Source organism: Streptomyces sp. NPDC031670, assembly GCF_055580545.1.
Genome location: NZ_JBVILC010000013.1, coordinates 199,464 through 222,873, shown reverse-complemented (window position 1 = coordinate 222,873; position 23,410 = coordinate 199,464). Strand labels below are relative to the sequence as shown.

The following is a 23,410-nucleotide window of genomic DNA, read 5'->3' as shown; positions in this document are numbered from 1 at the left end:
TGACGGGCGGGCGCGTGGATGACGCGTCCGAGGGCGTCAAGCTTCCGTTAAGAACAACCCCGTGGTGGCGACAGCGCATCGAGACGAAGAGGTCCACGGCGAATACGTACACGGGCTGAGTCGTTTGGACGAGCGGGGCGGCGAGTCAGGAGCGGACACTCAGTGTGATGTCCTGCGGTGGCTTGTGAGGTCTGGCGACCTCGTGCGCACGGATCCCGTCGCCGGCTTCGGCCAGGCCCTCCACCAGTGAGAGGAGCCCCTGCTTCTGCCGGAAGCCGTCGGAGCCGGACCGGGCGATCACCTCGGCTCGGTGGGGTTGCCCCAGCACCGCCCAGGCCGCGGGCGAGAGTGCTCAGGCCGACCTCCCGACACCGCGGCTAGGACCAAGGCACTTCATTGCGTTGGCCGTTGTCGGCGGGAATGCGACATCACCCGTGAAGGCAAAGGTGCAGTCGCAGATCTGCCAGCCACCTCTCGATGAGACCTGCTGGACTGATCGCGAAACGCGCTGCCTTTCACAGGACGGAACGCCATGACCACCACTGCTTCAGCCAACGGCCAACTCCAATCCTCCCGGTCCCCGCTGAGGGGGTGGCTGGCCGTGGTCTCGGTGATGCTGGGACTCTTCGCCATCGTCACCACGGAGATCCTGCCGATCGGTCTGCTGACCTCGATCGGATCCAGTTTCACCGTCTCGGACGGGATGGCCGGACTGATGATGACGATGCCCGGCTTCCTGGCGGCGATCGCCGCTCCACTGGTCACCGCGGCCACGGCACGCCTCGATCGCCGACTGATGCTCTGCATCTTCGTACTCCTGCTGGCACTGGCAAACTTTCTTGCCGCCGCGGCACCCGACTACTGGCTCGTTCTGACCTCCCGGATCACGGTCGGGATCACGATCGGCGGCTTCTGGTCGATCGGGGTGGGGTTGGCGGAGCGACTGGTGCCGCCGGCTTCGGTCGGCAGGGCAACTGCTGTGATCTTCTCTGCGGTCCCGCTGGGATCCGTCCTCGGCGTGCCGACCGGCACCTTCATCGGAGATCTCGCTGGATGGCGAACGGCCTTTACCGTCATGGGAGCTTTGACGGTTGGCGTACTGGTCATGCTGCTCTTATTCGTACCGCCGCTTCCTCCGGTCCAGGCCACCCGACTGAGCGTCCTCGGCGGCATGCTCCGCAGCGGCGGCACCCGCTTCGCGCTCCTGCTGACGTTCCTCGTGGTGCTGGCTCACTTCGGTACCTACACCTACGTAACACCATTCCTGGCGCAGGTCACCCACGCCAGCGACGGTCTGGTCACCGCATTCTTGCTGCTCTACGGTGCCGCCGGCATTATCGGCAACTTTTTGGGCGGCGCCTGGGTGACCGAGTATCCGCGGACCATCCTCGGGCTCGCGGCCGGCCTGATCGCCGCGGTGACCCTCCTGCTTCCAGTGTTGGGCCGCTGGGAGACGGGAGCAGTGATATTGCTGCTTGTGTGGGGCGTCGCGTATGGCGCCGTACCAGTCGCGTCGCAGACTTGGTTCTCCAAGACTGCGCCGCACGCCCCCGAAGCGGCATCGGTCCTGTTCACCGCTTCCTTCCAGGCAACAATCTCTATTGGTGCACTGGTAGGGGGAGTCGTCCTGGACCGCACCTCTCCGTCCGCGGTCATGCTGCTAGGCGGTTGCACCGCGGTTCTCATGGTCCTGGCAGTAGGCGCACGTTCCGTCGAGCGCCTCACCGGTCCGGGCTGCGCGGAGCGGTCCTGAACGTACACCGCAGCCGCAGTGGGCGCGTTCACGCTCGTCACAGCCATCGCCGAAGGCCGCCGGCGGCTCCGCCGGGCGGCAACGCGCCCCAGCTGTGAGGACGGTCAGCAGGACAGTGAGTGAACGCGCGCGGTCTTCGGCTTGAAGGTGTTTGGCGTGCGGGGAGGTTGAGGTGCCGGGCGTCGGCCGACCGTTGCGACGGGTCTGGGCCGACCGGCGCCCGGGTACGTCCCGCGTACGGGCCCGACGTACCTGGGGTCAGCCGCGCACGCCGAAGTCGACGCGGTCGGCGAGACCGGCGGCGGCGAAGGCGGCGATGAGGTCGTCGCGGCCCTCGGTGAAGTGGGCCCAGCTGTCGTAGTGGACGGGCACGACGCGGTCGGCGTCGAGTATCTTCGCGGCCTCTGCGGCGTGGGCGCTGTCCAGCACGAGCAGGCCGCCGTCGAAGACCTCGGAGATGCGCGGCGCTCCGGCGAAGAGCAGGGCCGTGTCCACTCGGGTGAAGCGCTCGGCGATCTCCTTGACCGCGTCGAGGGAGGCGTTGTCACCGCTCACATAGACGGTGGGCAGGCCGTCGCCGGTCAGGACGAATCCGACGACCTCCCCGCAGATCGGCTCGACCTCCTCGCGCTTGCCGGGGCCGTGGATGGCGGGCACGCCGGTCACGGTGACCTTGCCGGGTCCGCCGTCCCGGCGCTCCAGCTCGATCGACTGCCAGTCGGCGAGGCCGGTGGCCGCCGTTCCGAGACGCTTGCCGCCGCTGGGGGTGGTGAGCGTCAGGGGGATGTCGGCGAGCAGGGCCCGGCCGGAGGTGTCGAGGTTGTCGGCGTGCTCGTCGTGCGAGAGCAGGACCACGTCGACGCGCCCGAGATCGGCCGGACTGCCGTCAGCCGCCGCCGTCTTGGTCAGCACGACGGCCGGAGCCGGGTGGTCGCCGGGGCCGTCGAAGGTCGGGTCGGTGAGAAAGCGCAGGCCGCCGTAGTCGAACAGGGCGGTCGGGCCGCCGAAGACGCGGACGGGGAAGGGGGCGGTCTGCGGGGTCGCGGAAGACACGAGAGGATTCCTCACGGATAGAGTGCGTATTAACCGTGAGGTGACTGTAGGCGTGCCTCACGGATGAACGCAACCCGTACCATGAGAACCATGGAAGAGTCCGTGGGGGAAGAAGCCGCCATCCCGTCCGCGCCGGGCGAGGCGGAACACCCCGCCCTGGCCCTCGCCAACAGCGCCCTCGCACTGCCCGGCGGACACACCGCCGACCTCCTGGGCACCCCGGCGCGGGCCGAGCAGTGGCTGGTGCAGCGCGATCTCGCCCCGGTCGGCGCCTGCCTGTCGGAGGTGTGCGCGACGCAGCTGCGGTCGTTGCGCGAGCAGGTCAGATCGCTACTGGCCTCCCGCGTAGCCGGGCAGCCCGCGCTGCCCGCCGCCGTCACGGCGATCAACGACGCCATGACCCGCGTCCCGACCGCACCCCTGCTGTTGTGGGACGAGAAGAGCGGCCCCTATCGCGCCACGCCTCACCCCACCGCCGCGATCGTCGAGCACGCCCTGGCGGTTATCGCCGCCGACGCCGCCGACCTGCTCACCACCCCCGACGCCGCCCGTCTGACCGCCTGCGCCTCCCCTCCCTGCAACCGTTTCCTGCTCAAGCACGGCCGCCGCCAGTGGTGCTCCACCCGCTGCGGCGACCGCGCCCGCGCCGCCCGCGCCTACGCCCGGCGCACCGCGACGGAGTGAGGACGCCACGCCGCCGACTGCCCGGACAGGGTCAGCTTGATGCTTCAGCTGTAGATCGCGATCTTGTGGGCGGGGCGGGCCGAAGCGGGCTGCCTGTTACCGAAGTCGCTGGCGCGCGCCCCCGCCTCGTGCTGCTGACGGGCAGGCGCACGGCAGGCAAGTGCGCACAGCAGTCACGTCGGCGCTTGACCTCGACCCAACTAGAGCTTCTAGGTTCGTTCCAGAGCCGCGGGAACTGCCCAGCGGCGTCCTTTGGAAGAAGTTCGCCATGACCGAGCGCACAGCCCACATCGAGATCCCCGACCGCTACCGCTATGCGGTGATCCCGCACATCATGGTCGATGACGCCGCCGCGGCGATCGATTTCTACCGGCGAGCGTTCGGCGCCCGCGAGGACGTCAGGATCGATGCTCCAGGCGGTGGGATTCTGCACGCCGAGATCACCATCGGACGGTCGGTGCTGATGCTGGGCGACTCCGGCGAGGGCGAGCCGAAACCGGGCTCCTTCGCCGCACCGGCCTCGCTCGGCGGCAGCACGTCCGTGATGCTGCATGTATATGTGCCGGACGTGGACAGTCTGGCGGAGCGCGCAGAGGCCGCCGGCGCCGAAATCCTCCAGCCGCCGATGGACATGTTCCACGGTGACCGCACGGTCATCCTCAAGGACCCTTCGGGGCACATGTGGGTCTTTCTCACCCACATGGAAGACGTCCCGGAGGAGGAGCTCCGGCGCCGCCTGTCCGCCGCCGGGTGACCGGTCGCGGCGCGAGCCAATGGCGTGATCAACGCAGAGGGGTGCCTTCGCGTGATCGGAGCCTGGCCGAACTCGCCGACGGCAGCCATGTCTCGCGGAACACGGTCGACGGGCGCAAGAAGCCCGAGGGCAGGAACCTCCCGCCCGCGAAGAAGCCGGACAGGCAGATTCCTCTCAGTGTGCGTGTGTCTGGCGCAGAGGAGGAGAGAGACCAGAGGCTGTCAGCGCGGAGTTCCACTTCCGTACGGTGCGTACAGGTCCAGCAGCCGGGTCCGGGCCTGTTGCAGGCGGTGGGCGAGTACCTGGCCCACCCACAGCGCGACGCAGGAGCCCAACTGCCGGTCGCTGTCGCACATGAGGCTGTTCATCAGCCGGTTCTGATAGAGGCCCGGCAGCGCGATCGTCATCCGGTTGGCCTGCTTGGTCACCATGGGTTCCTCCTCGGCTCGTACGGCCCTGGTTCCGCTACCAGCCTCGGTGTGCCGGGGGGATCGGGGCAGGGGCCGACCGGCCCCTCGTGGCGGGCCGGTCAGGTCCCGCCGCTGCGGCGTTCGGGCTCGCAGCGCGCGGCGGGGGACTCGGCGGCGATGCGCTCGGCCCAGGCGGTGATGGCGGAGAAGTCGCGGAAGTCGCCGCCGTGACCGGAGGTGATCAGCGAACGCGCGACACGGCCCTGGGCGTCGTCGCGGACGCGGCCACCAAAGGTTTGATGGTCCACCGCGTCGAGGCGGATCATGGCGCGCCGGGCTCCGGCCACCGGCGGTATCGACCGCTGTGAGGCCGAGGTGTCCAGCGGGCCGCTGCTGAACAGCCACACCGGTGTCCCGGAGACCTGGGCGGCGCTGCGCCGCGCGAACCGGCGCGCGTCGCGGTGCCAGCGCCCGGCGTACACGGCGCCCCCTAGCACCACGACGTCATACGGTCGCACGTCACGTACGTCCGCGGCCGGCCGCACCTCGGTGTCCAGGCCGTGGCCCCGCAGCACTTCGCCGATCCGCTCGGCGATCTGTGCGGTGGAGCCATGCTTGGAGCCGTAGGCGACAAGCGCTCTTGGGGTCATGACGTGCACCTGCTTTCACTGCTTGCGCATCCAGTCGTCGGTGATGCCGCGTGGTCTGCGGGTGGTCCTACGCCGAGCGTTGCTCTGTGGCACAGCGGTCGCCAGAGGCCGAAAGACCCATCCCAGGGCCCGTTGAGGCCCCGTCGCGTGCCACGGCTGCCGCGGGCCACCCGGCAACCGCGCCTCCCGGCCGAGGGGGCTCGCGTCCGGAGTTCGCCGGTTCACCGCAGCCAGCCCCGGTCGCCCACGAACGGCAGGCGCTCCCACATCCGGCCGAGGCCCCAGGTGCGGCCGGCGCAGAAGACGGCGAGCGTGATCAGGACAGCCGCGTAGACCACGTGGTAGTCGACCAGCGGGTTGGTGGACGCGCTGAGGGAGCCGTCGGAAAGGTGCCGGGCGGGCGGCCATTCGGCCGTCCACATCAGCGCCATCAGGGCTGTGCCCGCCACCGCGGCCAGACGCAGCGCGACGCCGCTCGCCAGGGCGAGGCCGATGCCGAGCAGACCCAGCATGAACAGCCAGTCGGCCCAGGTGTCACCGGCCCAGTCGTGGAAGGTGGACTCCATGGGACCGGCGGCGACACCGCTGAGGAAGCCCTTGGTGGGCGAGCCGCCGTCGATCCATCCCTTGCCGGAATGCGTGGAGTAGCCCCAGCCGAAGGTCTTGTCGAAGAACGCCCACAGGAACGTGAACGCCGTCACGAGTCGCAGTCCGGCCAGCGTGCGTGCGAGAGCCGGCGATGACGCCTCGGCGCGGTCGGCGGTGGCGGCCCGCTTCGTGCCTTCCGCTCCGCTCTTGGGCCGGAAGGTGAAACGGTTGCGTACGTGTGCGTGGGAGTGCTGGGAGTGTCCGTGTACGGCCATGGTCCTCCGCTTTCTCTTCATGTCCACGCCCAGTGCGCCGACATGGACAATGTGGCGCCCGGCGCGGTCCCTGAGGTGGGGGCGTTCGGGCCACCCTGCGGGGCTGTTGGTCCTTTGGGTCGGGGCCGGTCGGGGCCGTTCGGCCCTCGCGGCCGACGCGGGACGGGGCGCAGGGTGGAAGCGCTCACCAGGCCGCTGTCCATGGGAGGACGCCATGCCCCGTACCGTGATCGCAGGAATGGACGGCTCGCCCGAGTCGAGCGCCGCTGCCCTGTGGGCGGCCGGCGAGGCGGCGCGGCGCGGGCTCTCCCTGAGGCTGCTGCACGTGTGGCAGGCGTGGCAGCCGGCCTTCGGGTACGCGCCGCTGGGTGCGACCGCGCTGCTTTCGGACGCGCCGGACGGCGAGGAACGCCGGGCCCGGCACATGCTGGACGAGGCGTACGAGCAGCTGCGGGACCGTCACCCCGGGGTGGAGATCACGGCGGAGCAGATCCCCGGGCAGCCGGTGGACGTCCTGCTGGAGGCCGCCGACGAAGCCGAGGCGCTGGTCCTGGGGTCGCGGGCGCCCAGTGCCCTGCGTGGTTTCCTGACGGGCTCCGTCTCGATGGCCGTCCTCGCCCACGCACGGCGGCCCGTCGTCCTCGTACGGCCGGAGGCCATGGCCGACGAGCGGGCAGAACTGGAGGGTGGGACGCGCGAGGGTGGAGCACCGCGTGAGGTGGTGCTCGGGCTGGACCTCTCGCATCCCTGTGACGCACTGATCGACTACGCCGCCGAAGCCGCCCGGACGCGCGGCGCCGACCTGCGGGTCGTCCACACCTGGAGTCCGCCGCCCGTCTTCGGGTACGACCCGGCCGCGGTGGACCCGCGGCACATCGTCGCGCTGGGAGCCGCCGAGGCGGAGGGGCTGGAGAATGTCCTGCGGCCGTGGCGGGCGAAGTTTCCCTCGGTGCGCATCGAAGCCCTGTGTGTCGCGGACCGGGCCGCCGAGCGGCTCGTGGAGACGGCCGAGGATGCCGCGCTGCTGGTGGTGGGGCGGCGGATACGTGGCGGAATCACCCACGTCGGACCCGTGACGCACGGGGTCCTGCACCACGCCCGACCCCCGGTCGTGGTGGTCGCGCACCGTTGAGCGGACCTTCACGGAAGGGAAAGTGGAGCCTGCGCGAGGCCTTCTCGCAGCGGGCCGTTTCGCCTTCGTCGCAGCCGGGCGGTCGGTGAGGCCGTGCCGAGGGGGCGGCGGTCACGGTGATTCGCGTATGTGACACACAGACGGTGACGGCCCTCGTTCGTGACGCCACCACCGCACCCTCGCTGCACAACGCGCAGCCCTGGGCGTTCGTCTTCCGCGCGGCGGACGACGTGCTGGGACTGCACGCGGACGCGAGTCGGCAGCTGTCGTACGCGGACCCGAACGGATGGGCACTGCACATCAGCTGTGGGACGGCGCGGGACAGCCTGTTCATGCTGCGCGTGGCGATCGCTCACCAGGGCCGGCAGGCCGAGGTGTCGCTGTTGCCCGGCCCCGGCCGCCAGGCGGACCGGAGTCGGAGCCCGGAGTGGGCCCGCCGCGTTGCTGGGCGGTGCCTGCCCGGCCGCGGTGTCCGCCGCGCCCCCTTCGCGTCAGGCCTTCGGGTGCTCGCCCTTCTCCGGCTGTGCGAGTTGGGAGGCGAGTACCGCTGCCTGGACCCGACGCTGCACTCCCAGCTTCGCCAGCAGGCGGGAGATGTGGTTCTTGACGGTCTTCTCCGAGAGGTAGAGCCTCTTGCCGATCTCGCGGTTGGTGAGTCCGTCGCCGATCAGCGCGAGGATGTCCCGTTCGCGCGGTGACAGGCCCGCGAGCTCGGACGGTACGGCGGGGCTCTCGACCGGGTCCGCCCGAAGCGAGCGCATCAGGCGGGCCGTGGTGGCGGGGTCCAGCATCGACTGGCCCGAGGCGACCGTGCGTACCGCCGAGACCAGGTCGGACCCCTTGATCTGCTTGAGGACGTATCCGGACGCCCCTGCCATGATCGCGTCGAGCAGGGCCTCCTCGTCGTCGAACGAGGTCAGCATCAGACAGGCCAGTTCCGGCATCCGGTCGCGCAGCTCCCGGCAGACCGTGATGCCGTTGCCGTCGGGCAGCCGTACGTCCAGGACGGCGACATCGGGGCGCAGCGCCGCGCCCCGCGCGAGGGCGTGGTCGACGGTGCCGGCGTCGCCGACCACCGAGATGTCCGGCTCGGAGTCCAGCAGGTCCGCCAGGCCACGGCGCACGACCTCGTGGTCGTCCAGCAAAAACACCCGGATCGGGTTCTGCTCGGTGAAAGTACGTGGCTCTGGCATGGCGACCTCTCGTTCCCCGGCGGTGGACAGGATGGCGAGCTGCCCTTGTGCCGATCATCACGCGCGGGGGCCGAATGTACTAGGGCCGACAGGCCCAACTCGCCCGGTGAAACAGGCACGGCGGGCACCACGTGCCATGTGCCGCGTGGCCGTCCCGGCAGCTTGTGACGGGCTGCGCGCGCCGCTGCACCAGGCGGCGGAGCGGTGGAGCGGCGGAGCAGTGGAGCGGCGGACCTGCGGGCCGCTCTGCGGGTCCCGGCGGCGTGCACGGCCAGCTGCTCACGCGCCTGAGGTACGGGCCGGAAGGCGCGGCCACCCCTCGCCGCGCCGCGGACGGGGTGCCGCGGCAGAGCGCGCGTGCCGGGGACGGACCGGCACCCTGACTCAGCTGCCCGAAGCCGCGGCCGGGTCCGTGCCCGCTGTACCGGCCACGTCCTCGGGCCACTGCGGGTGGACGTCGAAGAAACCGGTCAGGCCCGTGCAGTGCAGGATGCGCCGGAAGCCGGTGCTGTCGGTGACCAGCCGCAGCCGGCCGTGCCGAGCCCGGGCACGGTTGTGTGCCCGGCACAGTACGCCCAGCCCGGCGCAGTCGATGAAGGACACGGGGCGCAGATCGAGCAGAAGATCGGGGTGCGGGTCGGCGGTCAGGTCGTCCAGGCGTGCTGTGAGCGGCGTCGCCGTCAGGATGTCGATTTCGCCCCGCAGGGTCACGACGGTCGCGCCGCCGACGACGCGCTGGGCACTGTACGGCGCGGACCTCGTGTGGCTCTCGGTCATGAGGAGAGGTAACCGGTGCCGGGCGGCCGTGCGGAAGGGCTGTTCGGTCCCTGTCGGACGGTCCGACAGGTCCTGCGACGGTCCGACAGGTCCTGCGCGCCCCCGTAGGCGCTGGCCGACGGCACGGGGCCCGTCCGATGCGGCGATGGGGCCGGACGGCCCAAGCACGGCTACACCACCGGGAGAGGCTGGACCTGTAGGGGTGGGGTCCCGGGCTCCTGGCGCGGAGGCGGCCGGGAGCCGCAGCCGCTGTGATCGTCGGTCGGCCATCCTAGGAGTACGGCCGCCGTACCGGCACGCGGGGTCGGTCCTCCCGTCCGCTTCTGCGCAGCCTCCCGCACCGCGCGCACTGCCCCGCCATCGTGGTGCCGTACGGCTCAGAACCATTCAGACGCAGCGCACGGAAGGGTCGGCAGTGAGGCGTACACCCGTGATCAGGTCGGGGCGGATGCGGACGGCGTAATCCATCCTTTGCGTACTCCAGGGCCGCAGGAGCGTGCGGTAGCGGGCCAGTTCCCGAGGGTTGGTGACCAGGCGGGCATAGCCGGTGACGACCACGCTCCAGCCGAGGTGGGTGCCGGGGTCGATGTCGTCGGCCTCGTAGGCGACGACGGCACCCTCACCCACGGTCTGCCGGGTGTAACGCGTCAGCGCGGCATCACCGTGGGTGCGGATGACGATGTCTCCGTCGACCACGGCGTGGTTGACCGGGCGAACGGTCGGCAGCGCGTGCCGCGTAAAGACGATGCGCCCCAAGGACACACTGCCCAGGAGTCGCATCGCGGTGTCGCTGTCCAGGGAGACAGTGCTGCGTCCCTGCGCGTCGTTCGCCGGTTGGTCGTAGCCGGTCATGGTGTTCCCCGTAAGGTCGGTCATACACACGGTCCCGCAGCCGGACGTGACCTGTGGCCGAGCAGCCCGCACCGCGTGGAAGCGGCGCCGGGGGATCGGCGCCGCTTGTGATGCCACTGTCGTTGGGTGGGCGTTGTTCCCGAAGGTGCCGAAGGTCCCCTGGTCGGGGGCCGATTGTCCTTCGCGTTGGCCTTGGTAGGCCGTCGGCGGCGGCCTTGCACGGGGCATAGGCGTTATTGGGGCGAAGAGACGGGTACCGCGACCGATTGGCTGTCGCGCTGTGTGGTCGAGCACTAGGGTGGAAGGTGACAGAACCGTTGAGGGTCTGTTCATCGAGGGGACCTGGAGGACTTCAGGTGGAAAGCCCCGAGGAGGCCCGCGTACGGCTCCCTCAGCTGCGCCTTGACGAGCTCCTGGAGGAGTTGCAGGCCCGCTTGGACGCGGCCCGTGGCACCCGCGACCGTGTGCACAGCCTGCTGGAGGCGGTGCTGTCGGTCGGCCGCGAGCTCGACTTGGAGCAGGCCCTGCGCAGGATCGTGGAGGCGGCGGCGGTGCTCGTCGACGCCGAGTACGCGGCGCTCGGTGTGATCGGCCCGGACGGCAGACGGCTGTCGGCCTTCCACACGGTGGGGGTCAGCGACGAGCAGATCGCCCGGATCGGCCCCTACCCGGAGGGCCACGGCATCCTCGGCGAGCTGATCCACCACCCCGAGCCCCTGCGGCTGGCGAAGATCTCCGACCACCCGTCCTCATACGGATTCCCGGCGCACCACCCGCCGATGAACACCTTCCTCGGTGTGCCGATCCGGGTGCGTGAGCAGGTGTTCGGCAATCTGTACCTGACCGAGAAGCGCGGCGGCGCCCAGTTCGACGAAGAGGATGTCTCGGTCACGCTCACACTCGCCGTGGCGGCCGGAGTCGCGATCGACAACGCCCGTCTGTACGAGGAGTCGCGGCTGCGCGAGCGCTGGTTGCGGGCGAACGCGGAGATCACCCACCGGCTGATGTCGGACAACGCGCGCACCGATGTCCTCGATCTGATCGCCAGGCGGGCCGGGGAGATCACCGGTTCGGCGCTGGCGGCGGTGGCGCTGCCCATGCAGGATCCCGGTTCGCTCGCGGTGGAGATCGCGGTAGGGATGGACGCCGAGGCCCACCGGGGACTGGTCCTGCCGATGGACAAGAGTCTGATGGGGTTGGCCTTCTCCGGCGCCGCACCCGTCACCAGCGACGATGTCTGCCAGGACGAGCGAATCTCGCTGGAGCCGCCACGCTTCGCGGGGCTGGGCCCGGCCGTGGCCGTGCCCATCGGCACGGGCGAAGTGGGTGCCCGCGGTGTGGTCCTGCTGGCGCGCGAGGTCGGCCGACCGGCCTTCACGGACAACGAGACCGAAACGCTGCAGACGTTCGCCGCCCAGGCCGCCGTCGCGATGGAACTGGCCGAGCGCCGCCGGGACGCGGAGGAGGTCGCGGTACTCAAGGACCGTGACCGTATTGCCCGGGACCTGCACGATCTGGCCATCCAGCGGCTGTTCGCCACCGGCATGACCTTGCAGAGCGCAGGCCGCTTCATCGAACACGAGGAAGCCGGCGAGCGCGTGGCACGCGCCGTCGACGACTTGGACGAGACCATCAAAATCATCAGGTCGACGATCTTCGGTCTGCGCAGTCGCGAGGGGGCCGGGCAGGTCGGTCTGCGGGCGCGCGCCGTCCGGGTGGTGGGGGAGGCGGCGCCGGTGCTGGGCTTCGCTCCGAGCGTGCGGATGGAAGGCCTGCTGGACACCGACGTACCCAAGGAGATCGCCGACCACGTGGTGGCAGTGCTCTCCGAGTCCCTGACCAACATCGCCCGGCACGCGCGGGCGACGCGGGCCGAGGTCGTCCTGGCCACCGACGGGCGCGAAGTGCGTCTGTCGGTCACCGACAACGGTGTGGGCATCCCCGCCGGTGGCCGTCGCAGCGGGCTGCGCAACTTGGCGGAGCGGGCCGAGCAGTTGGGCGGCGGCCTGGTGCTGGCTGACGCCAAGGACGGTGGGACCGTGCTCGTGTGGTGGGTACCGTTGCCGAAGGCGTAGGGCACAGGATGGGCCACTGGCGCCTGGGGCTGCCGCCCGTCGGTGCGCATCGGGTCGTGGCATCGACGCTCGGCGGCGAACATCTTCGCGGGGGCGAACACCTCCGCGGGGACCCCTCCGCCCTCCCCGCCATGGTGGAGGGGCCCCCGCTCTGAGTCCCCGCCCAGCACCCCCGGAGCGGTTCAGGAGTGGGCCCCGGCTCGAACGGGGCCAGGGCGTGTTGCGAACAGGGCCAGGGCGTGTTGCGAAAGTCCCGCCTGCCCCGCGACGCCCGGCACGCGCGCTCGCCGCGTTGTCGGGATCGCCCACGGCATAGCTGTGGCGGTAGGCCGTCCTTGGCACTCATGCCGGGGTCGGGTGGTCGAGGAGGACGGTGCGGTTCGTCCGGAGCCAGGAACGTTCGGCTTTCATCTCTTCCGCGTCGCCGCGGGCGAGGAACGTCGCCCACGGCTCCTGGCCGAGGCTGCCCAGTCGTTGGATGCGGGCTGTCTCGCGGGCTTGGAGGCCGTCCAGGGCGTCGAGGACGGCTGCCGGGTGGGCGCGGTAGGCGGCGCACAGGGCGCTGAGGCGGTTTCGCAGGGTGTGGTCCCCGGTGATCGCTTCCCTTCGCTGCTGCTCAACGGGGCGCAGGGGCACGGTGTACCAGGCGAGTTGTGCGAGGTCGTCGAGGGCGTGACCGGGCGCGGCGAAGTCCCAGTCGATGAAGCCGACGAGCCGGTCACCGTTCCAGATGGAGTTCCATGGCCCCAGGTCGCCGTGTCGGATGATCATGCCGGGCCGCCATGGCTCCTCCTGTCCGCGCCAGCGTGCGTCGGCGGGGGGACGGAAGTCGCGGACCGCTGCGTGGTATTCGCGTAGCCAGGATCCCAGTTCCTGGATGCCGGTGGTCGAGCGCAGGGCGGGGGGCCAGGGGCTGAACGCCGGTTCGCCGTGCAGCAACGAGACGACCTCATCGGCGCCGTCGGTGCCGAGGGCGCGCGGGGCCCCGCTGAAGCCCGCCGCCTCCAGGTGAGCCAACAGGGCGTGCACTGCCGGCGTCCACTCGCCGACGGGCCGGCGGATCGTTTCGCCGACGCGCCGCACGGTCGTCACACTGCCCTGGTCCGTGGCACCGTCTTCGATCATCGTGCCAGCCTAGACCGTCTCCGGCATGGCCATTTCGAGCAACCGCCTGTGGGCGGCAGAGGGCGGATGCCGGTCCCGGGAAGGCCGGGAAGGCCAGGAAGGCCAGGTAGGTGCCTGGTTCCGCCGAGCTCGAAGCGCTCCTGAGCTCGCGTGCACGCGATCCGGGCAGTTCGAGCACTCGGACATCACCCCCCGCCGCGGACGCGGGCGAAGTTTTTTGAGGATTTCTCGCGACGCTGTCACACATCGGGGCCGACGCGGTTCAACCGAGTGTGAGGGTGCGCGGCGACGCCGACGCCTTCACACCGGGTCGGTTCACCGGCCGTCCGTCGAAGCCGTGTCACCACGCATAGGAGTCCCCGATGTCCATGGCCTACGTCATCGTCGCCGTCCTCACCGCTGCCTGGATCGGTTTTTCCGGGTTCTCACTCCTGCGCCGGGCGGAGTTCGTCACCCAGCCGCTGATCGACTACGGCGTCCCGCGTTCGTCGTGGACGCTGCTCGGGCTGGCCAAGGCGGCTGGGGCCATCGGCCTGCTGGTCGGCCTGGCGGTTCCCGCGATTGGTGTCGCGGCCGGCGTCGCCCTGGTGCTGTACTTCCTGGGCGCGGTCGTCACGGTGCTGCGGGCCCGCTCGTACAAGACTGTCGTCTTCCCCGTCCTGTATCTCGCGCCCGCCGTGGCCACCCTGATCCTCGGCCAGGCGGCTTGAGGGGGAGTGGTGTGTGCCTGGCCCCCGCCTGCCGGCAGGCGCACGCTCGCGCCGCCGGCAGCCGGGTTCACCGGATGCGTGCGGTCTCAATACCGGGAACCTGGTACACCGGGAATCTGGTACACCGGGACCGGATACACCGGATACACCGGATACGTCGAGAAGGCTCGGAATGGGTGTACTGGTTCCAACCGCCCCCGATCCGGGTACGCGGGGCCAGTGAACCGTCCGTCCTGCTCTGCCAGCGCCACAGGAAACCCTGCTTGTCACGCGCCAGCAGATCGGGGTGTCTGGCGCTCCCGAGGGCGCCCGGCATGAAGATGCTGTCGTACGGGCTCCAGCCGCCACCGATCCGCTTGAGGTTGCCGTGCAGCCACAGGTTCAGCGTTCCGTCGTCCTTGACGTGGTACGAGCCGTCCTGGGAGCCGGTCATCTCCAGGTCGATGGAGACCCCGTACTTGAAGTGCTTCCAGACGTACGCGCCGGAGCGGGCTCGAAGCCGCCCTTTCCGTCGGGCGTGTATACGTACATCTGACCCGACGGGAGGATTCCGGACAGTGGATGGATGTGGCGAACCCACTCCGGGCGCACAAGAGTCGGACCTGCCGCGCCGATGAAGCCGATGAAATTGAGCGCGCCCGGTTGCGTCGGCCCTGCGGATCCCCCCACGAGGTCTGGACCACAAGAATATCGACCGGCCGCCCGGCCGACCTGACCGGGGCGCACCTCATACCAACGTTTGCCTGCCTCCCGCCAACATGACGGTGGTGAGGGCCGCTGTGGCGATGGCTTCGGGGTGAGTGTCATGCCGTCCAGCCATCATGTGGCAGATGCACGACCGCGCCGGATTCCCCCCCTCTCTCTCACCGCATCCCCCTTCCGTGACTGACGCCGAGCGTCACCACTGCCTCACAAGCGTCTACAGGGGCAGGGTCAAGTCGAACACAATCCCGTCACGTCTTATCGTTCGGTCATCCACATGCGGTACATGATGCTCAAGTCAAGAACGAGTCAATGGAACTGGAATCCGTTGCTTCCCTATGAACACATGTGCCAACGTAGGGATTGCGAACAGCGGCGAGAAACTGACCCTTTCCGTCGGCCTGTTGAACCGCTCATTACGAGTCCAGCTTTGAGCTCTCACGGGGAGATGAGTTCGATTGCCCGGGCAGTTAGTAATTGGCATTGCCATTGCCGTGATCTATGCGGTCGTTGCCGCAGTCGTTCTCAAGTGGGGACGCAAAAGCAAGCAGGGCACGCTCCGCAATAACCCCACGGTAGGTGTACGCACCCGTGCGACACGCAGCGACGACCCCTCCTGGCGCAAAGGCCAAGAGGTTGCGCAGCGGCGCTACGCGCTGCTGCCTCCGGTCCTGGGCGTCGGCGCCATCGCCGCTCTTGCCAACGGCTTCGCCGGCGGACCCTATTGGGTTTTCGTCACCCTGGTCGCGGTCACTGCGGCAATCGATGCGGTGATAGCCGCCACGGCCGTGTCCGCAGCCGGAGCAGCGGCCCGCCGCGAGGGTCGAGGCCGAGCGTGACCTCGCGCTGTACGGGCGTGCGCCCGGTCCGACGCGCCTCCGCCCCGTGATCCGGGGGTGGAGAGCGAATCCTCCACCCCCGGCCCTTGATCGCCGTTGGCCACTGAACGGCACCCGCCAGGGTGCCCGGCCCACGGATCCACCGTCCCAGGCTTCGCGGCAGACGCCGCTTCTTCGCATGCCCGCTGGGAAAGCGCTTGCCGCATGGGCTCTGCGGACGGTTCCACCGCACGACGACTCGCAGAAGGTATCCAATGAAGCTGAGACGCACAATCACACTGTCCTGCGCTGCCGCAGTCCTCGCCGGGGGTGTCGCGTACGGTTCCGCCGCGATGGCCGCCACACCGGCCGCCGGCACCTCAACCACCGTCGCCCAGCATCACGTGAAGTACTCGGATGCCGACATCGTCGGCCTCCTGGTCTTCGCCAAGGGTCGTGCGGCGGACGACCACAAGGGTCTCGCCGGACAGATTCGGGCCCACCGATCCGCCCAGAGCGAGAAGGCCACGCTCGACGAGATCGCGCAGTTCACACGTCAACTCAAAGCCCTGGACAAGGACTTCCACGACAAGGTGACCGTGCCCGTCCAGGTCCAGGATCCCTTCCAGGCCAAGGAGGGCATGGAGCGACTCAACTCCGACATCACCAAGTTCATGGTCCAGAACAAGGCGGAGGCGAAGGACGGTGACGCCCACGCCAACGGCTGGGTCTGGCACGACGCCAACGTCTTCATCGAGATCAACGCAGTCGGTGCCATCAACGCTGTCGCCTACGCCAACGTCGGAGCGGCCACGGAGGTGGCCGTCGCCCTCGTCGTAGTGCCGTCCGCCGTGAGCTACGGGTTCGACATGCGCCAGCCCAACAGCCTGGACGCCGACAACACGGTCGCCGCGGTGGCCGCGGGCCTGTAGGCACCGCTCCGCGAAGAGTCACTGCTGTGCACGACGGCCCTGCCGCGCTCCGGCGCGGCAGGGCGCCGGGGCGTGCTCCGGACCGCGCCCGTCCACGTACTGCATCACGTATTGGGGTTCATCAGATGGCCAGCGCCTCTACCGGCGAGGGTTCCCCGCGCCAACTCGTCGTCTTCGTCGTATCGTCCCTGCTGATCTTCGGCTACCTGGCTTGCTCCCTTTTCTATACGCTGCCAAGCAATGCGTTGAGCAGCAGACATTCGAAGGGTGCCCGGTCGGCTCTCAACATCCTGACTCCGGAGAACTGGGCCTTCTTCACGCGAAATCCGGAGACCGTGCAGAACGGTATCTACGCCGTTGCTTCTGACGGCACTATCAGAAACCTGCTGCACACCCCCCAAGGATCACCTTCGAACATCTTCGGGCTGTCCAGGAAGCAGCGGGCGCAGGGCCCCGAATTGGGCTTCCTGAATGCCTCGGCCGCGCACAGCTGGACAGCCTGCTCCGGCGTGCTCTCTGAATGCGTCAAGAAGGCGGCAGCGCGCACACCCCACACACTGCGCAACAGCAGTCCGGTGCCCACCGTCTGCGGAGATTCCTATCTGACCCAGGAGCAGACCGTCCCATGGAGCTTCCGTCACGAAGTGCCCTACACCAAACGCGTCGTCGAGGTAGCGCACCTGGACGTACAGTGCGACTGAGCATTGCGGGGCGGGACCCCGTCAACCATGTCGCGCACCTGGTCGGAGGGCACGACCTTCGCTCACGCTGGTTCGGAGTCGGTCGCAGCGTCATCGCGATCGCGGAGCTCAGTGTCCTGTTGCTGACGCCGATGAAGGCGCTGCTCGTGCCAGTGGTGTCGATGGGGGACTTCCCGCGCTGCAACTCCGTGCGGGCCGCTTCGGCCCTCTGCCTGGGTGGCGATGGGGTGAACGACGAGGTCCGGCGCTGGGTGCTCGTCGCGGTGCTGCTCGCGGTGGCGAGTGGGTACCGGCCGCGCTGGACGGCCATCCCGCACGCGTGGGCCACCTACTCGATCGCGGTGAGCATCGCGGTGCCGGACGGCGGCGAATCCATCGCCATGATCATGTGTTTCCTCATGGTGCCCATCGCCCTGGCCGACGACCGCACCTGGCACTGGCAGCCGGCCACGAGCACGCTGACCCCGTCGTGGCGGGCACTGTCCTTCGTGGCGTTCCTCGCGATCCGGCTGCAGATCGCGTTCCTCTATCTCGACAGCGCCATCAGCAAGTTCGGTGTGGCCGACTGGGCGAACGGAACAGCCGAGTACTACTTCCTGCGCGACAACATGTTCGGCGTCGGCGCACCCTGGGATTCGCTGCTGCTGTGGCTGTCCAAGAGCCCGCCCGTCGTGGTGGGCCTCACGTGGGGTGCCCTTCTGATCGAACTGGCCATCGGCGTCTGTCTGTTGTCCTCACACCGGCGGCGCCGAGCGGCCATGGTGATGGACATCTTGCTGCACGGGTCGATCGTGCTGACGATGGGTTTGTGGAGTTTCGCACTCGTCATGATCGGCTCGTCGATCGTCTGCGCCACACCGGACCAGGCGCCTCCAGCCCCCGTGCCCGACGAGGAGGCGCAGGCTGCCGCGCCGGACAGGGAGCCGGCCCCCGTCGCATCCGTCTGAGGTGATTGCGGTCCCTGAGGCCCCTGAGGCGACTCACGTACCTTACGTGCCTTACGTACCTGACGTGCCGGAGCGCGCCGCGTTCCGGCACGACAGATCAGACTTGTCAGCTGATGACAGGTTCGCCGATCCGGAACCTGCTCCCGTTGCGTGGACCAAGGTGCGCCGCGATGTCGACGCGGCGCGTAGCATCCCGAGTCACAAACCGCGTGTCCGCCTCGGCGAGCCGCGCGCCGCTTTGCCCCCGGTAGCGGAAGAACACACTGAGGTGGTGGTCGCCAGGGCCTACGGGAATCTCCTGGCTGCCCCACTTCCCCGCGTTTTCCCTGCCGTCGAGTTCGATGACGGGCCGCGTCAGAAGACGGTGAAACAACGCGGCAACGGGCGATGGACTCACTTGGATCGCTACAACTGCCCTGTGATGCACCATGGTTGGAGCCTACCCACGTGACCCTCAACAGAGGATCAAAAGCTGTCGAACAACGCGCAATCGAGTCAGGGTGCGCGCTGGACCGGTCGCCAGCGGAACTGTTCGGGTTATGGCGTGAAGCAAGGCTCTCTCCGCTGCTCGGAAGAACACGGGAGAACACGGAAGGCGGGAAGGGGGACGTCCGAGTGGCGGGCATCGTCTCGTCGCCGGAGTGGTCAGGGGGTGGGTGCGGTGTCCCAGCCGAATTTGGAGCGCATACGGCCTGAGGCGATGTGGTGCAGGGCTATGGCGTGGTAGGGGACGGTGTTGTGGGGGATGGAGCGGAGGGGGAACCAGTCGAGGCCGTCGCATTTGGCGGGTTCGGCGTTGTAGGGCTCTCCGTGCCAGGTGAGGGCGCGGTAGAAGACGCCGAGTCGGGGCTCTTCGCCGGGGGCGCGGTGGTCGATGAAGTGGGCGAAGTCGAGCTGGTGGTCGTCGACGCGTACGCCGATCTCTTCCCAGCCTTCGCGCAGGCTGCCGGTGTCGGTGGGTTCGTCCGGTTCGAGGTGGCCGGAGGGGACTTGCCACAGGCCGGCGGCGTATCCGCCCTTGCGACGGGTGAGGAGTACGCGGCCGTCGCGAATGAGGACGAGGTGAACGTCGCAGATGCGGCGGTGGCGGCTGGGCTGGGTGGTCTGTGGTGCGGTCACGGTGATCGGGCTTCTGTCGTGGGGCGGGTGAGGGCACCGATTATTTCGGGGCCAGGCGGCTTCGGGGCTGCCTTTCACCGATCGGGTGAAGCGCGTCTCAACAGGGTTCTCCACGCAGGAATGCCTGGGTCCGGTCGAGTTGCAGGTGGATGAGTCGGGTGACGCGGCGCGGCGGTTTGGTGAAGAGTTCGTGCTGTATGGTGCGCGTCTTCTTGTCCCAGGCCCAGATGCCGGCGATGCGGCCCGCCACGGTGATGGTGGCGCGTACTTCTCCGATGGGATTGAAGGACCGCGCGGTGTGAGCGGGGTCGTGGCCGACCACTTGAGGCCCAGGTCGGTGATGTGGGCGCAGATGTCGCGGACCTTGTTCTTGTTGACGATGAAGTTGTCGTCGACGATGGCGAAGCCCTCGATTCCATACCGGTCGGCCATGTCAGCAAGTTCACGGCGTGCGCTGACCCCGGAGCGGTACTGGATACGGGTCTGGGAGGCGGCGCAGAGCCGGCAGGGGAAGGGGCAGCCCCGGCTGAACATCACATGCGCCATCCGTAGGTCCGTGGACGACAGCCGGTCGGTCATCACCAGATCCTCGACGGGCAGCAGATGACGGGCCGGTAAGGGCAGGCTGTCGATGTCCCTCATGAGCGTTCTCGGTGCGGTGCGCACGGGTCGCCCGCGTCGCTGGTAGCAGATGCCCGCCACGTCGTCGAAGCGGTGGGTGTCGGCGCGTGCGAGGAGTTCGAGGAGGGTGTCCTCGCCTTCACCGACGTCGACGGCGTCAGGTTCGATGTCGGCGAGCGTCTGCTCGGGATAGAAGTTGGGATGGACACCGCCCACGAGCACGAGTGGGTCGCAGCCGTAACGGAGGAGGGGATGGTGAACGCTAACGCCTCGAAGGCGCTGAAGTCCCGGACATGGTCGCCCAGGCTGACCGTGAACACGGTGACGTCGTGGCCGGCTGCCTCAGCGGTCGCGGCGAGGTAGAGCACCCCGAAGGGCGGGAACTCCTTGCGCTGTTCTTTGAACCGGGCCAGATCGAGGACCTCCGGATACACCAGGGCTACACGCATGGCTCCTCCAGTTCTCCGCAGCGGAGTCGAACGGGACCGGCGCACGACAGCCGGCCTACGGGACGGCCGCTGTCCTATGCCCCGGGGCGCAGGCGGTGCGGGCATGTCCGGGAACGGACCGCCGGGGCGGGCAATCCCCGTTGATGCCGTCTCTAGCAGGGGCCGACGGCCCGCCCAAGGCGCGAGTTGGCCACTTCGTCGGGTATTGGACTTGTCCCTTGCCTCGGTGGCGCGGGACGTACACCGACGTCCCCCCTGTCCTGACCTCCGGTCCCGTGGGCGGGTCTACCGTGCGCCCCGAGCGGTTCCCGCCGTCGTTGGGCGCTGTCGCTGATGCGGATCAGGAGGGCGACCATCAGCCAGTTGGCGACCATGGAGGAGCCGCCCTTGGCGAGGAAGGGCAGTGCCTTGCCGGTCAGCGGTATGAGGCCCATGACGCCGCCGGTGACGACGAAGACCTGGAGCAGCAGGGCGCTGGAGAGGCCGACGGCGAGGAGCTTGCCGAAGGGGTCGCGGGCCAGGAGGGCGGCGCTGAGGCCCCGTTGGACCAGCAGGCCGTACAGCATCAGCACGGCCATCACGCCGGTGAGGCCGAGTTCCTCGCCGACGGTGGTGAGGATGAAGTCGCTGTTTCCCGCGAATTTGATGAGCTCGGGATGGCCCTGACCGAGCCCGCTGCCGGTGATGCCGCCGCTGCCGAAACTGAACAGGGCCTGGCCGAGCTGCTCGGAGACGCCGGCCTCCCTCCCTGCCTCGGTGAAGGCGTCCATGGGGTTCTGCCAGGCGACCACCCGACCGTGGACGTGCGGCTCGACCGAGCCGACCACACCTGCCCCGAGCACAGCCATGAGCAGGCCGCACACCACCCAGCTGGTCCGCTCGGTGGCCAGGTACAGCATGATCACGAACAGCCCGAAGAAGATCAGCGACGTGCCGAGGTCCCGCTCGAAGACCAGTACGAGCAGGCTGAGCACCCAGATGGTCGCGATGGGCCCGAGCTGGCGGCCCGGTGGCAGCCGCATGCCGAGGAAGCGGCGGCCGGTCAGGGTGAGCGCGTCGCGGTTGACGGTGAGGTACCCGGCGAAGAACACCGCGATCATGATCTTCACGAACTCGCCGGGCTGCACCGACAGCGGGCCCAGCATGATCCATCGCTTGGCGCCGAACTGGTCGGCACCGAAAAAGGCAGGTGCCATCAACAGCACCATGGCGACGGCCATCGTCACGTAGATGTACCGCTGCAGCCAGCGGTGCTCGCGCACGACCAGCAGCACCCCGACGCACACGGCGACCGCGATCACCGTCCACACCAACTGGCTGTTCCCCGTCGGGGCGATCTTCAAATCCGGCCTGGCCACGTAGGTCACGTCGAGCCGGTGCAGCAGTACCAGGCCCACACCGGTCAGGAGCAGGGCCACCGGCAGGATCAGCGGATCCGCCCGCGCCGCCCAGCGTCGGACGGCCAGATGCGGCACCAGAGCCAGCAAGAAGACGGAGACCGCGAACCCCGCCAGCCCCGACGGCAGCCGGCCCTCCATCGACAGACCCACGTACGCGTAGCCGCCGACCGAGATGGACACAACGAGGACGAGCAGCCATGCCTCGGTACGCCGCCGGTTCGGTGCCTGCGCCAACGCCGCGAACGACATCGTGTGGGCGACGTCCTGCCCGGCCCGCTGGTCCCTCTGCCGGCCGGCCCCTGTTAATCCCCGCACCGATCCCCCTCCACTTGAACGCCCCCCCATACCGACAACCGCTGCGGGACGGGTTGCCCGGCGGCGGTGACGTGCCGGGAGACGATGATCAAACCCGACTGGTTCCCCGGTGTGCTGCTTCTCATCGAAACGTGCCAGGTCGCGAGAGCCGGCAGTCAGGCCGTGAGCCTGCGGTGGCAGACCTGAACAAGGCCGAACCCAGCGAAGATGTGGTCAAGGCGATCGGTGCGCGGGGAACCGTGCGGGCAACCCGCCACCCACCTACCCGCGGGCGAACGTCCGGCACCCTGGAGGCACACTGAAGTCGTGATCGACTTCATCGGCACCGCGCCCGCGCCCGGCACCCTGCCCTCCCACTGGCACGCCGGCTGGCCCTCCCCGAAGCACGACCCCGCCCCCGAGATCCAGATCCACGCGTACACCGAGCACACCGTGCTCCTGCGGCAGAACATGTCCGTGCACTTCGAGGCGCCGTTCCTGTTTCTTCTCTTCGGCAACGAACGTGCCCTGCTCCTCGACACCGGGGCCAGTCCGGATCCGGCCCACTTCCCGCTGCGGACCACCGTGGACGCCCTGATCGAGGAGTGGCTGGGCCGCCACCCCCGTACCGGGTACGAGCTGCTGGTGGCCCACACCCACGGTCACGGCGACCACATCGCCGCCGACGCGCAGTTCGCGGACCGGCCCGGTACCACCGTCGTCCCGCCCGGACTCGACGACGTGACCCGCCACTTCGGCTTCACCGACTGGCCGCGCCGCGCCGTCGAGCTCGACCTCGGCGGCAGAGTGCTCGACCTGGTGCCGGGGCCTGGCCACCAGCCGGCCGCGGTCGTCTTCTACGACCGGCACACGGGCCTCCTTCTGACCGGTGACTCGCTGTATCCGGGCCGGCTGTACGTCGACGACGCCGCCGCGTACGCCGAGACCGCCGACCGGTTGATCGACTTCTGCGCCGCCCGGCCGGTCAGCCACGTCCTGGGCTGCCACATCGAGATGACCACCACCCCGGACGAGGACTACCCGCGCGGCACCACCCACCAGCCGGACGAGCCACCGCTCCAGCTCACCGTCGCGCATCTGCACACCCTGCGCCGTGCGCTCGCCGAGACCCAGGGCCGTCCGGGCGCGCACCCGTACGGGGACTTCGTCGTCGTGCACCGGGGGTAGCGGTCGTCAGGCACGAGGGCGGGCGTGATCGTAGCGGTCCCGGTCGCGCCCGCCCTCGTCTGCGCCCCGGGAATGGGGGGCGGGAATTGGGGGGTTTTCCCCAGCGTGGGCGGGACTGTGGCCGCGTAAAGTCGCAGTGACTGATCATCGACCCAACTCGTTCCAGACGGGGGAACCTCATGCGACGTGGGCGGACGCGTCTCCTTGC

The 23,410-nt window shown here is 69.2% G+C and carries 25 protein-coding genes and 1 pseudogene; 12 read left to right on the top strand and 14 right to left on the bottom strand.

The window, feature by feature from the left end:
• Positions 1-145: 145 nt before the first annotated feature.
• Complete coding sequence (locus ACZ5ID_RS24370; protein WP_468901641.1) at positions 146-301, bottom strand: hypothetical protein; 156 nt, start codon at positions 299-301, stop codon at positions 146-148.
• Positions 302-532: 231 nt separating this feature from the next.
• On the opposite strand from ACZ5ID_RS24370, the gene ACZ5ID_RS24365 reads away from it, so the two are divergent.
• Positions 533-1,753, top strand: a complete 1,221-nt coding sequence (locus ACZ5ID_RS24365) for an MFS transporter (protein WP_468901638.1) — start codon at positions 533-535, stop codon at positions 1,751-1,753.
• 258 nt (positions 1,754-2,011) lie between these two features.
• Here ACZ5ID_RS24365 and ACZ5ID_RS24360 read toward each other — a convergent pair whose 3' ends face one another.
• Complete coding sequence (locus ACZ5ID_RS24360) at positions 2,012-2,806, bottom strand: MBL fold metallo-hydrolase (protein ID WP_468901635.1); 795 nt, start codon at positions 2,804-2,806, stop codon at positions 2,012-2,014.
• 81 nt (positions 2,807-2,887) lie between these two features.
• Here ACZ5ID_RS24360 and ACZ5ID_RS24355 point away from each other — a divergent pair, with 81 nt between their 5' ends.
• On the top strand, positions 2,888-3,490 hold the full coding sequence (locus tag ACZ5ID_RS24355; protein ID WP_468901633.1) for a CGNR zinc finger domain-containing protein: 603 nt from the start codon (positions 2,888-2,890) through the stop codon (positions 3,488-3,490).
• Positions 3,491-3,758: 268 nt separating this feature from the next.
• Complete coding sequence (locus tag ACZ5ID_RS24350) at positions 3,759-4,244, top strand: VOC family protein (protein WP_468901630.1); 486 nt, start codon at positions 3,759-3,761, stop codon at positions 4,242-4,244.
• A gap of 221 nt (positions 4,245-4,465) precedes the next feature.
• Here ACZ5ID_RS24350 and ACZ5ID_RS24345 read toward each other — a convergent pair.
• From ACZ5ID_RS24345 to ACZ5ID_RS24335, 3 genes and pseudogenes are all read right to left on the bottom strand, one after another.
• Positions 4,466-4,600, bottom strand: a pseudogene (locus ACZ5ID_RS24345) (regulator); the annotation flags it as partial.
• Between the two features lie 173 nt (positions 4,601-4,773).
• On the bottom strand, positions 4,774-5,304 hold the full coding sequence (locus tag ACZ5ID_RS24340; protein WP_468901628.1) for a flavodoxin domain-containing protein: 531 nt from the start codon (positions 5,302-5,304) through the stop codon (positions 4,774-4,776).
• Positions 5,305-5,525: 221 nt separating this feature from the next.
• The gene (locus ACZ5ID_RS24335) at positions 5,526-6,167 is read right to left on the bottom strand and encodes a hypothetical protein (RefSeq protein WP_468901625.1); all 642 of its coding nucleotides are present in this window, start codon (positions 6,165-6,167) and stop codon (positions 5,526-5,528) included.
• 214 nt (positions 6,168-6,381) lie between these two features.
• Between ACZ5ID_RS24335 and ACZ5ID_RS24330 the strand changes: the two genes are divergently transcribed.
• The gene (locus tag ACZ5ID_RS24330; RefSeq protein WP_468901622.1) at positions 6,382-7,299 is read left to right on the top strand and encodes a universal stress protein; all 918 of its coding nucleotides are present in this window, start codon (positions 6,382-6,384) and stop codon (positions 7,297-7,299) included.
• 491 nt (positions 7,300-7,790) lie between these two features.
• Here the strand turns inward: ACZ5ID_RS24330 and ACZ5ID_RS24325 are convergent, their stop codons facing one another.
• The 3 genes from ACZ5ID_RS24325 to ACZ5ID_RS24315 all read right to left on the bottom strand — a co-directional run bounded on the left by ACZ5ID_RS24325 (position 7,791) and on the right by ACZ5ID_RS24315 (position 10,121).
• Positions 7,791-8,492 (bottom strand): response regulator, encoded by a 702-nt coding sequence (locus ACZ5ID_RS24325; protein WP_468901619.1) that lies wholly within the window; start codon positions 8,490-8,492, stop codon positions 7,791-7,793.
• A gap of 384 nt (positions 8,493-8,876) precedes the next feature.
• The gene (locus ACZ5ID_RS24320) at positions 8,877-9,269 is read right to left on the bottom strand and encodes an STAS domain-containing protein (RefSeq protein WP_468901616.1); all 393 of its coding nucleotides are present in this window, start codon (positions 9,267-9,269) and stop codon (positions 8,877-8,879) included.
• A gap of 387 nt (positions 9,270-9,656) precedes the next feature.
• Entirely contained in the window at positions 9,657-10,121 is a 465-nt protein-coding gene (locus ACZ5ID_RS24315) for a pyridoxamine 5'-phosphate oxidase family protein (RefSeq protein WP_468901711.1), read from the bottom strand.
• A gap of 356 nt (positions 10,122-10,477) precedes the next feature.
• Here ACZ5ID_RS24315 and ACZ5ID_RS24310 point away from each other — a divergent pair, with 356 nt between their 5' ends.
• On the top strand, positions 10,478-12,196 hold the full coding sequence (locus ACZ5ID_RS24310) for a GAF domain-containing sensor histidine kinase (protein ID WP_468901613.1): 1,719 nt from the start codon (positions 10,478-10,480) through the stop codon (positions 12,194-12,196).
• A 342-nt stretch (positions 12,197-12,538) separates the two neighbouring features.
• On the opposite strand, the gene ACZ5ID_RS24305 is transcribed toward ACZ5ID_RS24310, so the two are convergent.
• Complete coding sequence (locus ACZ5ID_RS24305; protein WP_468901611.1) at positions 12,539-13,321, bottom strand: phosphotransferase; 783 nt, start codon at positions 13,319-13,321, stop codon at positions 12,539-12,541.
• 362 nt (positions 13,322-13,683) lie between these two features.
• On the opposite strand from ACZ5ID_RS24305, the gene ACZ5ID_RS24300 reads away from it, so the two are divergent.
• Positions 13,684-14,031 carry a DoxX family protein gene (locus ACZ5ID_RS24300; RefSeq protein ID WP_468901608.1) on the top strand — a complete coding sequence of 116 codons (348 nt, stop codon included), beginning with the start codon at positions 13,684-13,686 and terminating at the stop codon, positions 14,029-14,031.
• A gap of 67 nt (positions 14,032-14,098) precedes the next feature.
• Here the strand turns inward: ACZ5ID_RS24300 and ACZ5ID_RS24295 are convergent, their stop codons facing one another.
• A complete protein-coding gene (locus ACZ5ID_RS24295; RefSeq protein ID WP_468901606.1) occupies positions 14,099-14,464 on the bottom strand; it encodes a hypothetical protein in 366 nt (121 codons plus the stop codon).
• 727 nt (positions 14,465-15,191) lie between these two features.
• On the opposite strand from ACZ5ID_RS24295, the gene ACZ5ID_RS24290 reads away from it, so the two are divergent.
• The 4 genes from ACZ5ID_RS24290 (at position 15,192) to ACZ5ID_RS24275 (ending at position 18,131) form a co-directional block, all read left to right on the top strand.
• Positions 15,192-15,572: an SdpI family protein gene (locus tag ACZ5ID_RS24290; RefSeq protein ID WP_468901604.1), complete on the top strand. Its 381-nt coding sequence runs from the start codon at positions 15,192-15,194 to the stop codon at positions 15,570-15,572.
• Positions 15,573-15,904: 332 nt separating this feature from the next.
• The gene (locus tag ACZ5ID_RS24285) at positions 15,905-16,483 is read left to right on the top strand and encodes a hypothetical protein (RefSeq protein ID WP_468901602.1); all 579 of its coding nucleotides are present in this window, start codon (positions 15,905-15,907) and stop codon (positions 16,481-16,483) included.
• Between the two features lie 125 nt (positions 16,484-16,608).
• Entirely contained in the window at positions 16,609-17,184 is a 576-nt protein-coding gene (locus ACZ5ID_RS24280) for an SdpA family antimicrobial peptide system protein (protein ID WP_468901599.1), read from the top strand.
• Positions 17,175-18,131, top strand: a complete 957-nt coding sequence (locus tag ACZ5ID_RS24275; RefSeq protein ID WP_468901596.1) for a sporulation-delaying protein SdpB family protein — start codon at positions 17,175-17,177, stop codon at positions 18,129-18,131. The genes ACZ5ID_RS24280 and ACZ5ID_RS24275 overlap by 10 nt, the downstream gene beginning before the upstream one ends.
• A gap of 106 nt (positions 18,132-18,237) precedes the next feature.
• Here ACZ5ID_RS24275 and ACZ5ID_RS24270 read toward each other — a convergent pair whose 3' ends face one another.
• From ACZ5ID_RS24270 to ACZ5ID_RS24260, 3 genes are all read right to left on the bottom strand, one after another.
• A complete protein-coding gene (locus ACZ5ID_RS24270; protein ID WP_468901593.1) occupies positions 18,238-18,561 on the bottom strand; it encodes a hypothetical protein in 324 nt (107 codons plus the stop codon).
• Positions 18,562-18,776: 215 nt separating this feature from the next.
• Positions 18,777-19,250, bottom strand: coding sequence for an NUDIX hydrolase (locus ACZ5ID_RS24265; RefSeq protein ID WP_468901590.1), 474 nt, complete (start codon positions 19,248-19,250; stop codon positions 18,777-18,779).
• A 97-nt stretch (positions 19,251-19,347) separates the two neighbouring features.
• A complete protein-coding gene (locus ACZ5ID_RS24260; RefSeq protein ID WP_468901587.1) occupies positions 19,348-19,572 on the bottom strand; it encodes a hypothetical protein in 225 nt (74 codons plus the stop codon).
• A gap of 392 nt (positions 19,573-19,964) precedes the next feature.
• Between ACZ5ID_RS24260 and ACZ5ID_RS24255 the strand changes: the two genes are divergently transcribed.
• Positions 19,965-20,234 carry a hypothetical protein gene (locus ACZ5ID_RS24255; RefSeq protein ID WP_468901584.1) on the top strand — a complete coding sequence of 90 codons (270 nt, stop codon included), beginning with the start codon at positions 19,965-19,967 and terminating at the stop codon, positions 20,232-20,234.
• Between the two features lie 238 nt (positions 20,235-20,472).
• On the opposite strand, the gene ACZ5ID_RS24250 is transcribed toward ACZ5ID_RS24255, so the two are convergent.
• Positions 20,473-21,969: an FtsW/RodA/SpoVE family cell cycle protein gene (locus tag ACZ5ID_RS24250; RefSeq protein ID WP_468901709.1), complete on the bottom strand. Its 1,497-nt coding sequence runs from the start codon at positions 21,967-21,969 to the stop codon at positions 20,473-20,475.
• 372 nt (positions 21,970-22,341) lie between these two features.
• Between ACZ5ID_RS24250 and ACZ5ID_RS24245 the strand changes: the two genes are divergently transcribed.
• On the top strand, positions 22,342-23,202 hold the full coding sequence (locus tag ACZ5ID_RS24245) for an MBL fold metallo-hydrolase (protein ID WP_468901582.1): 861 nt from the start codon (positions 22,342-22,344) through the stop codon (positions 23,200-23,202).
• Positions 23,203-23,410: the final 208 nt, after the last annotated feature.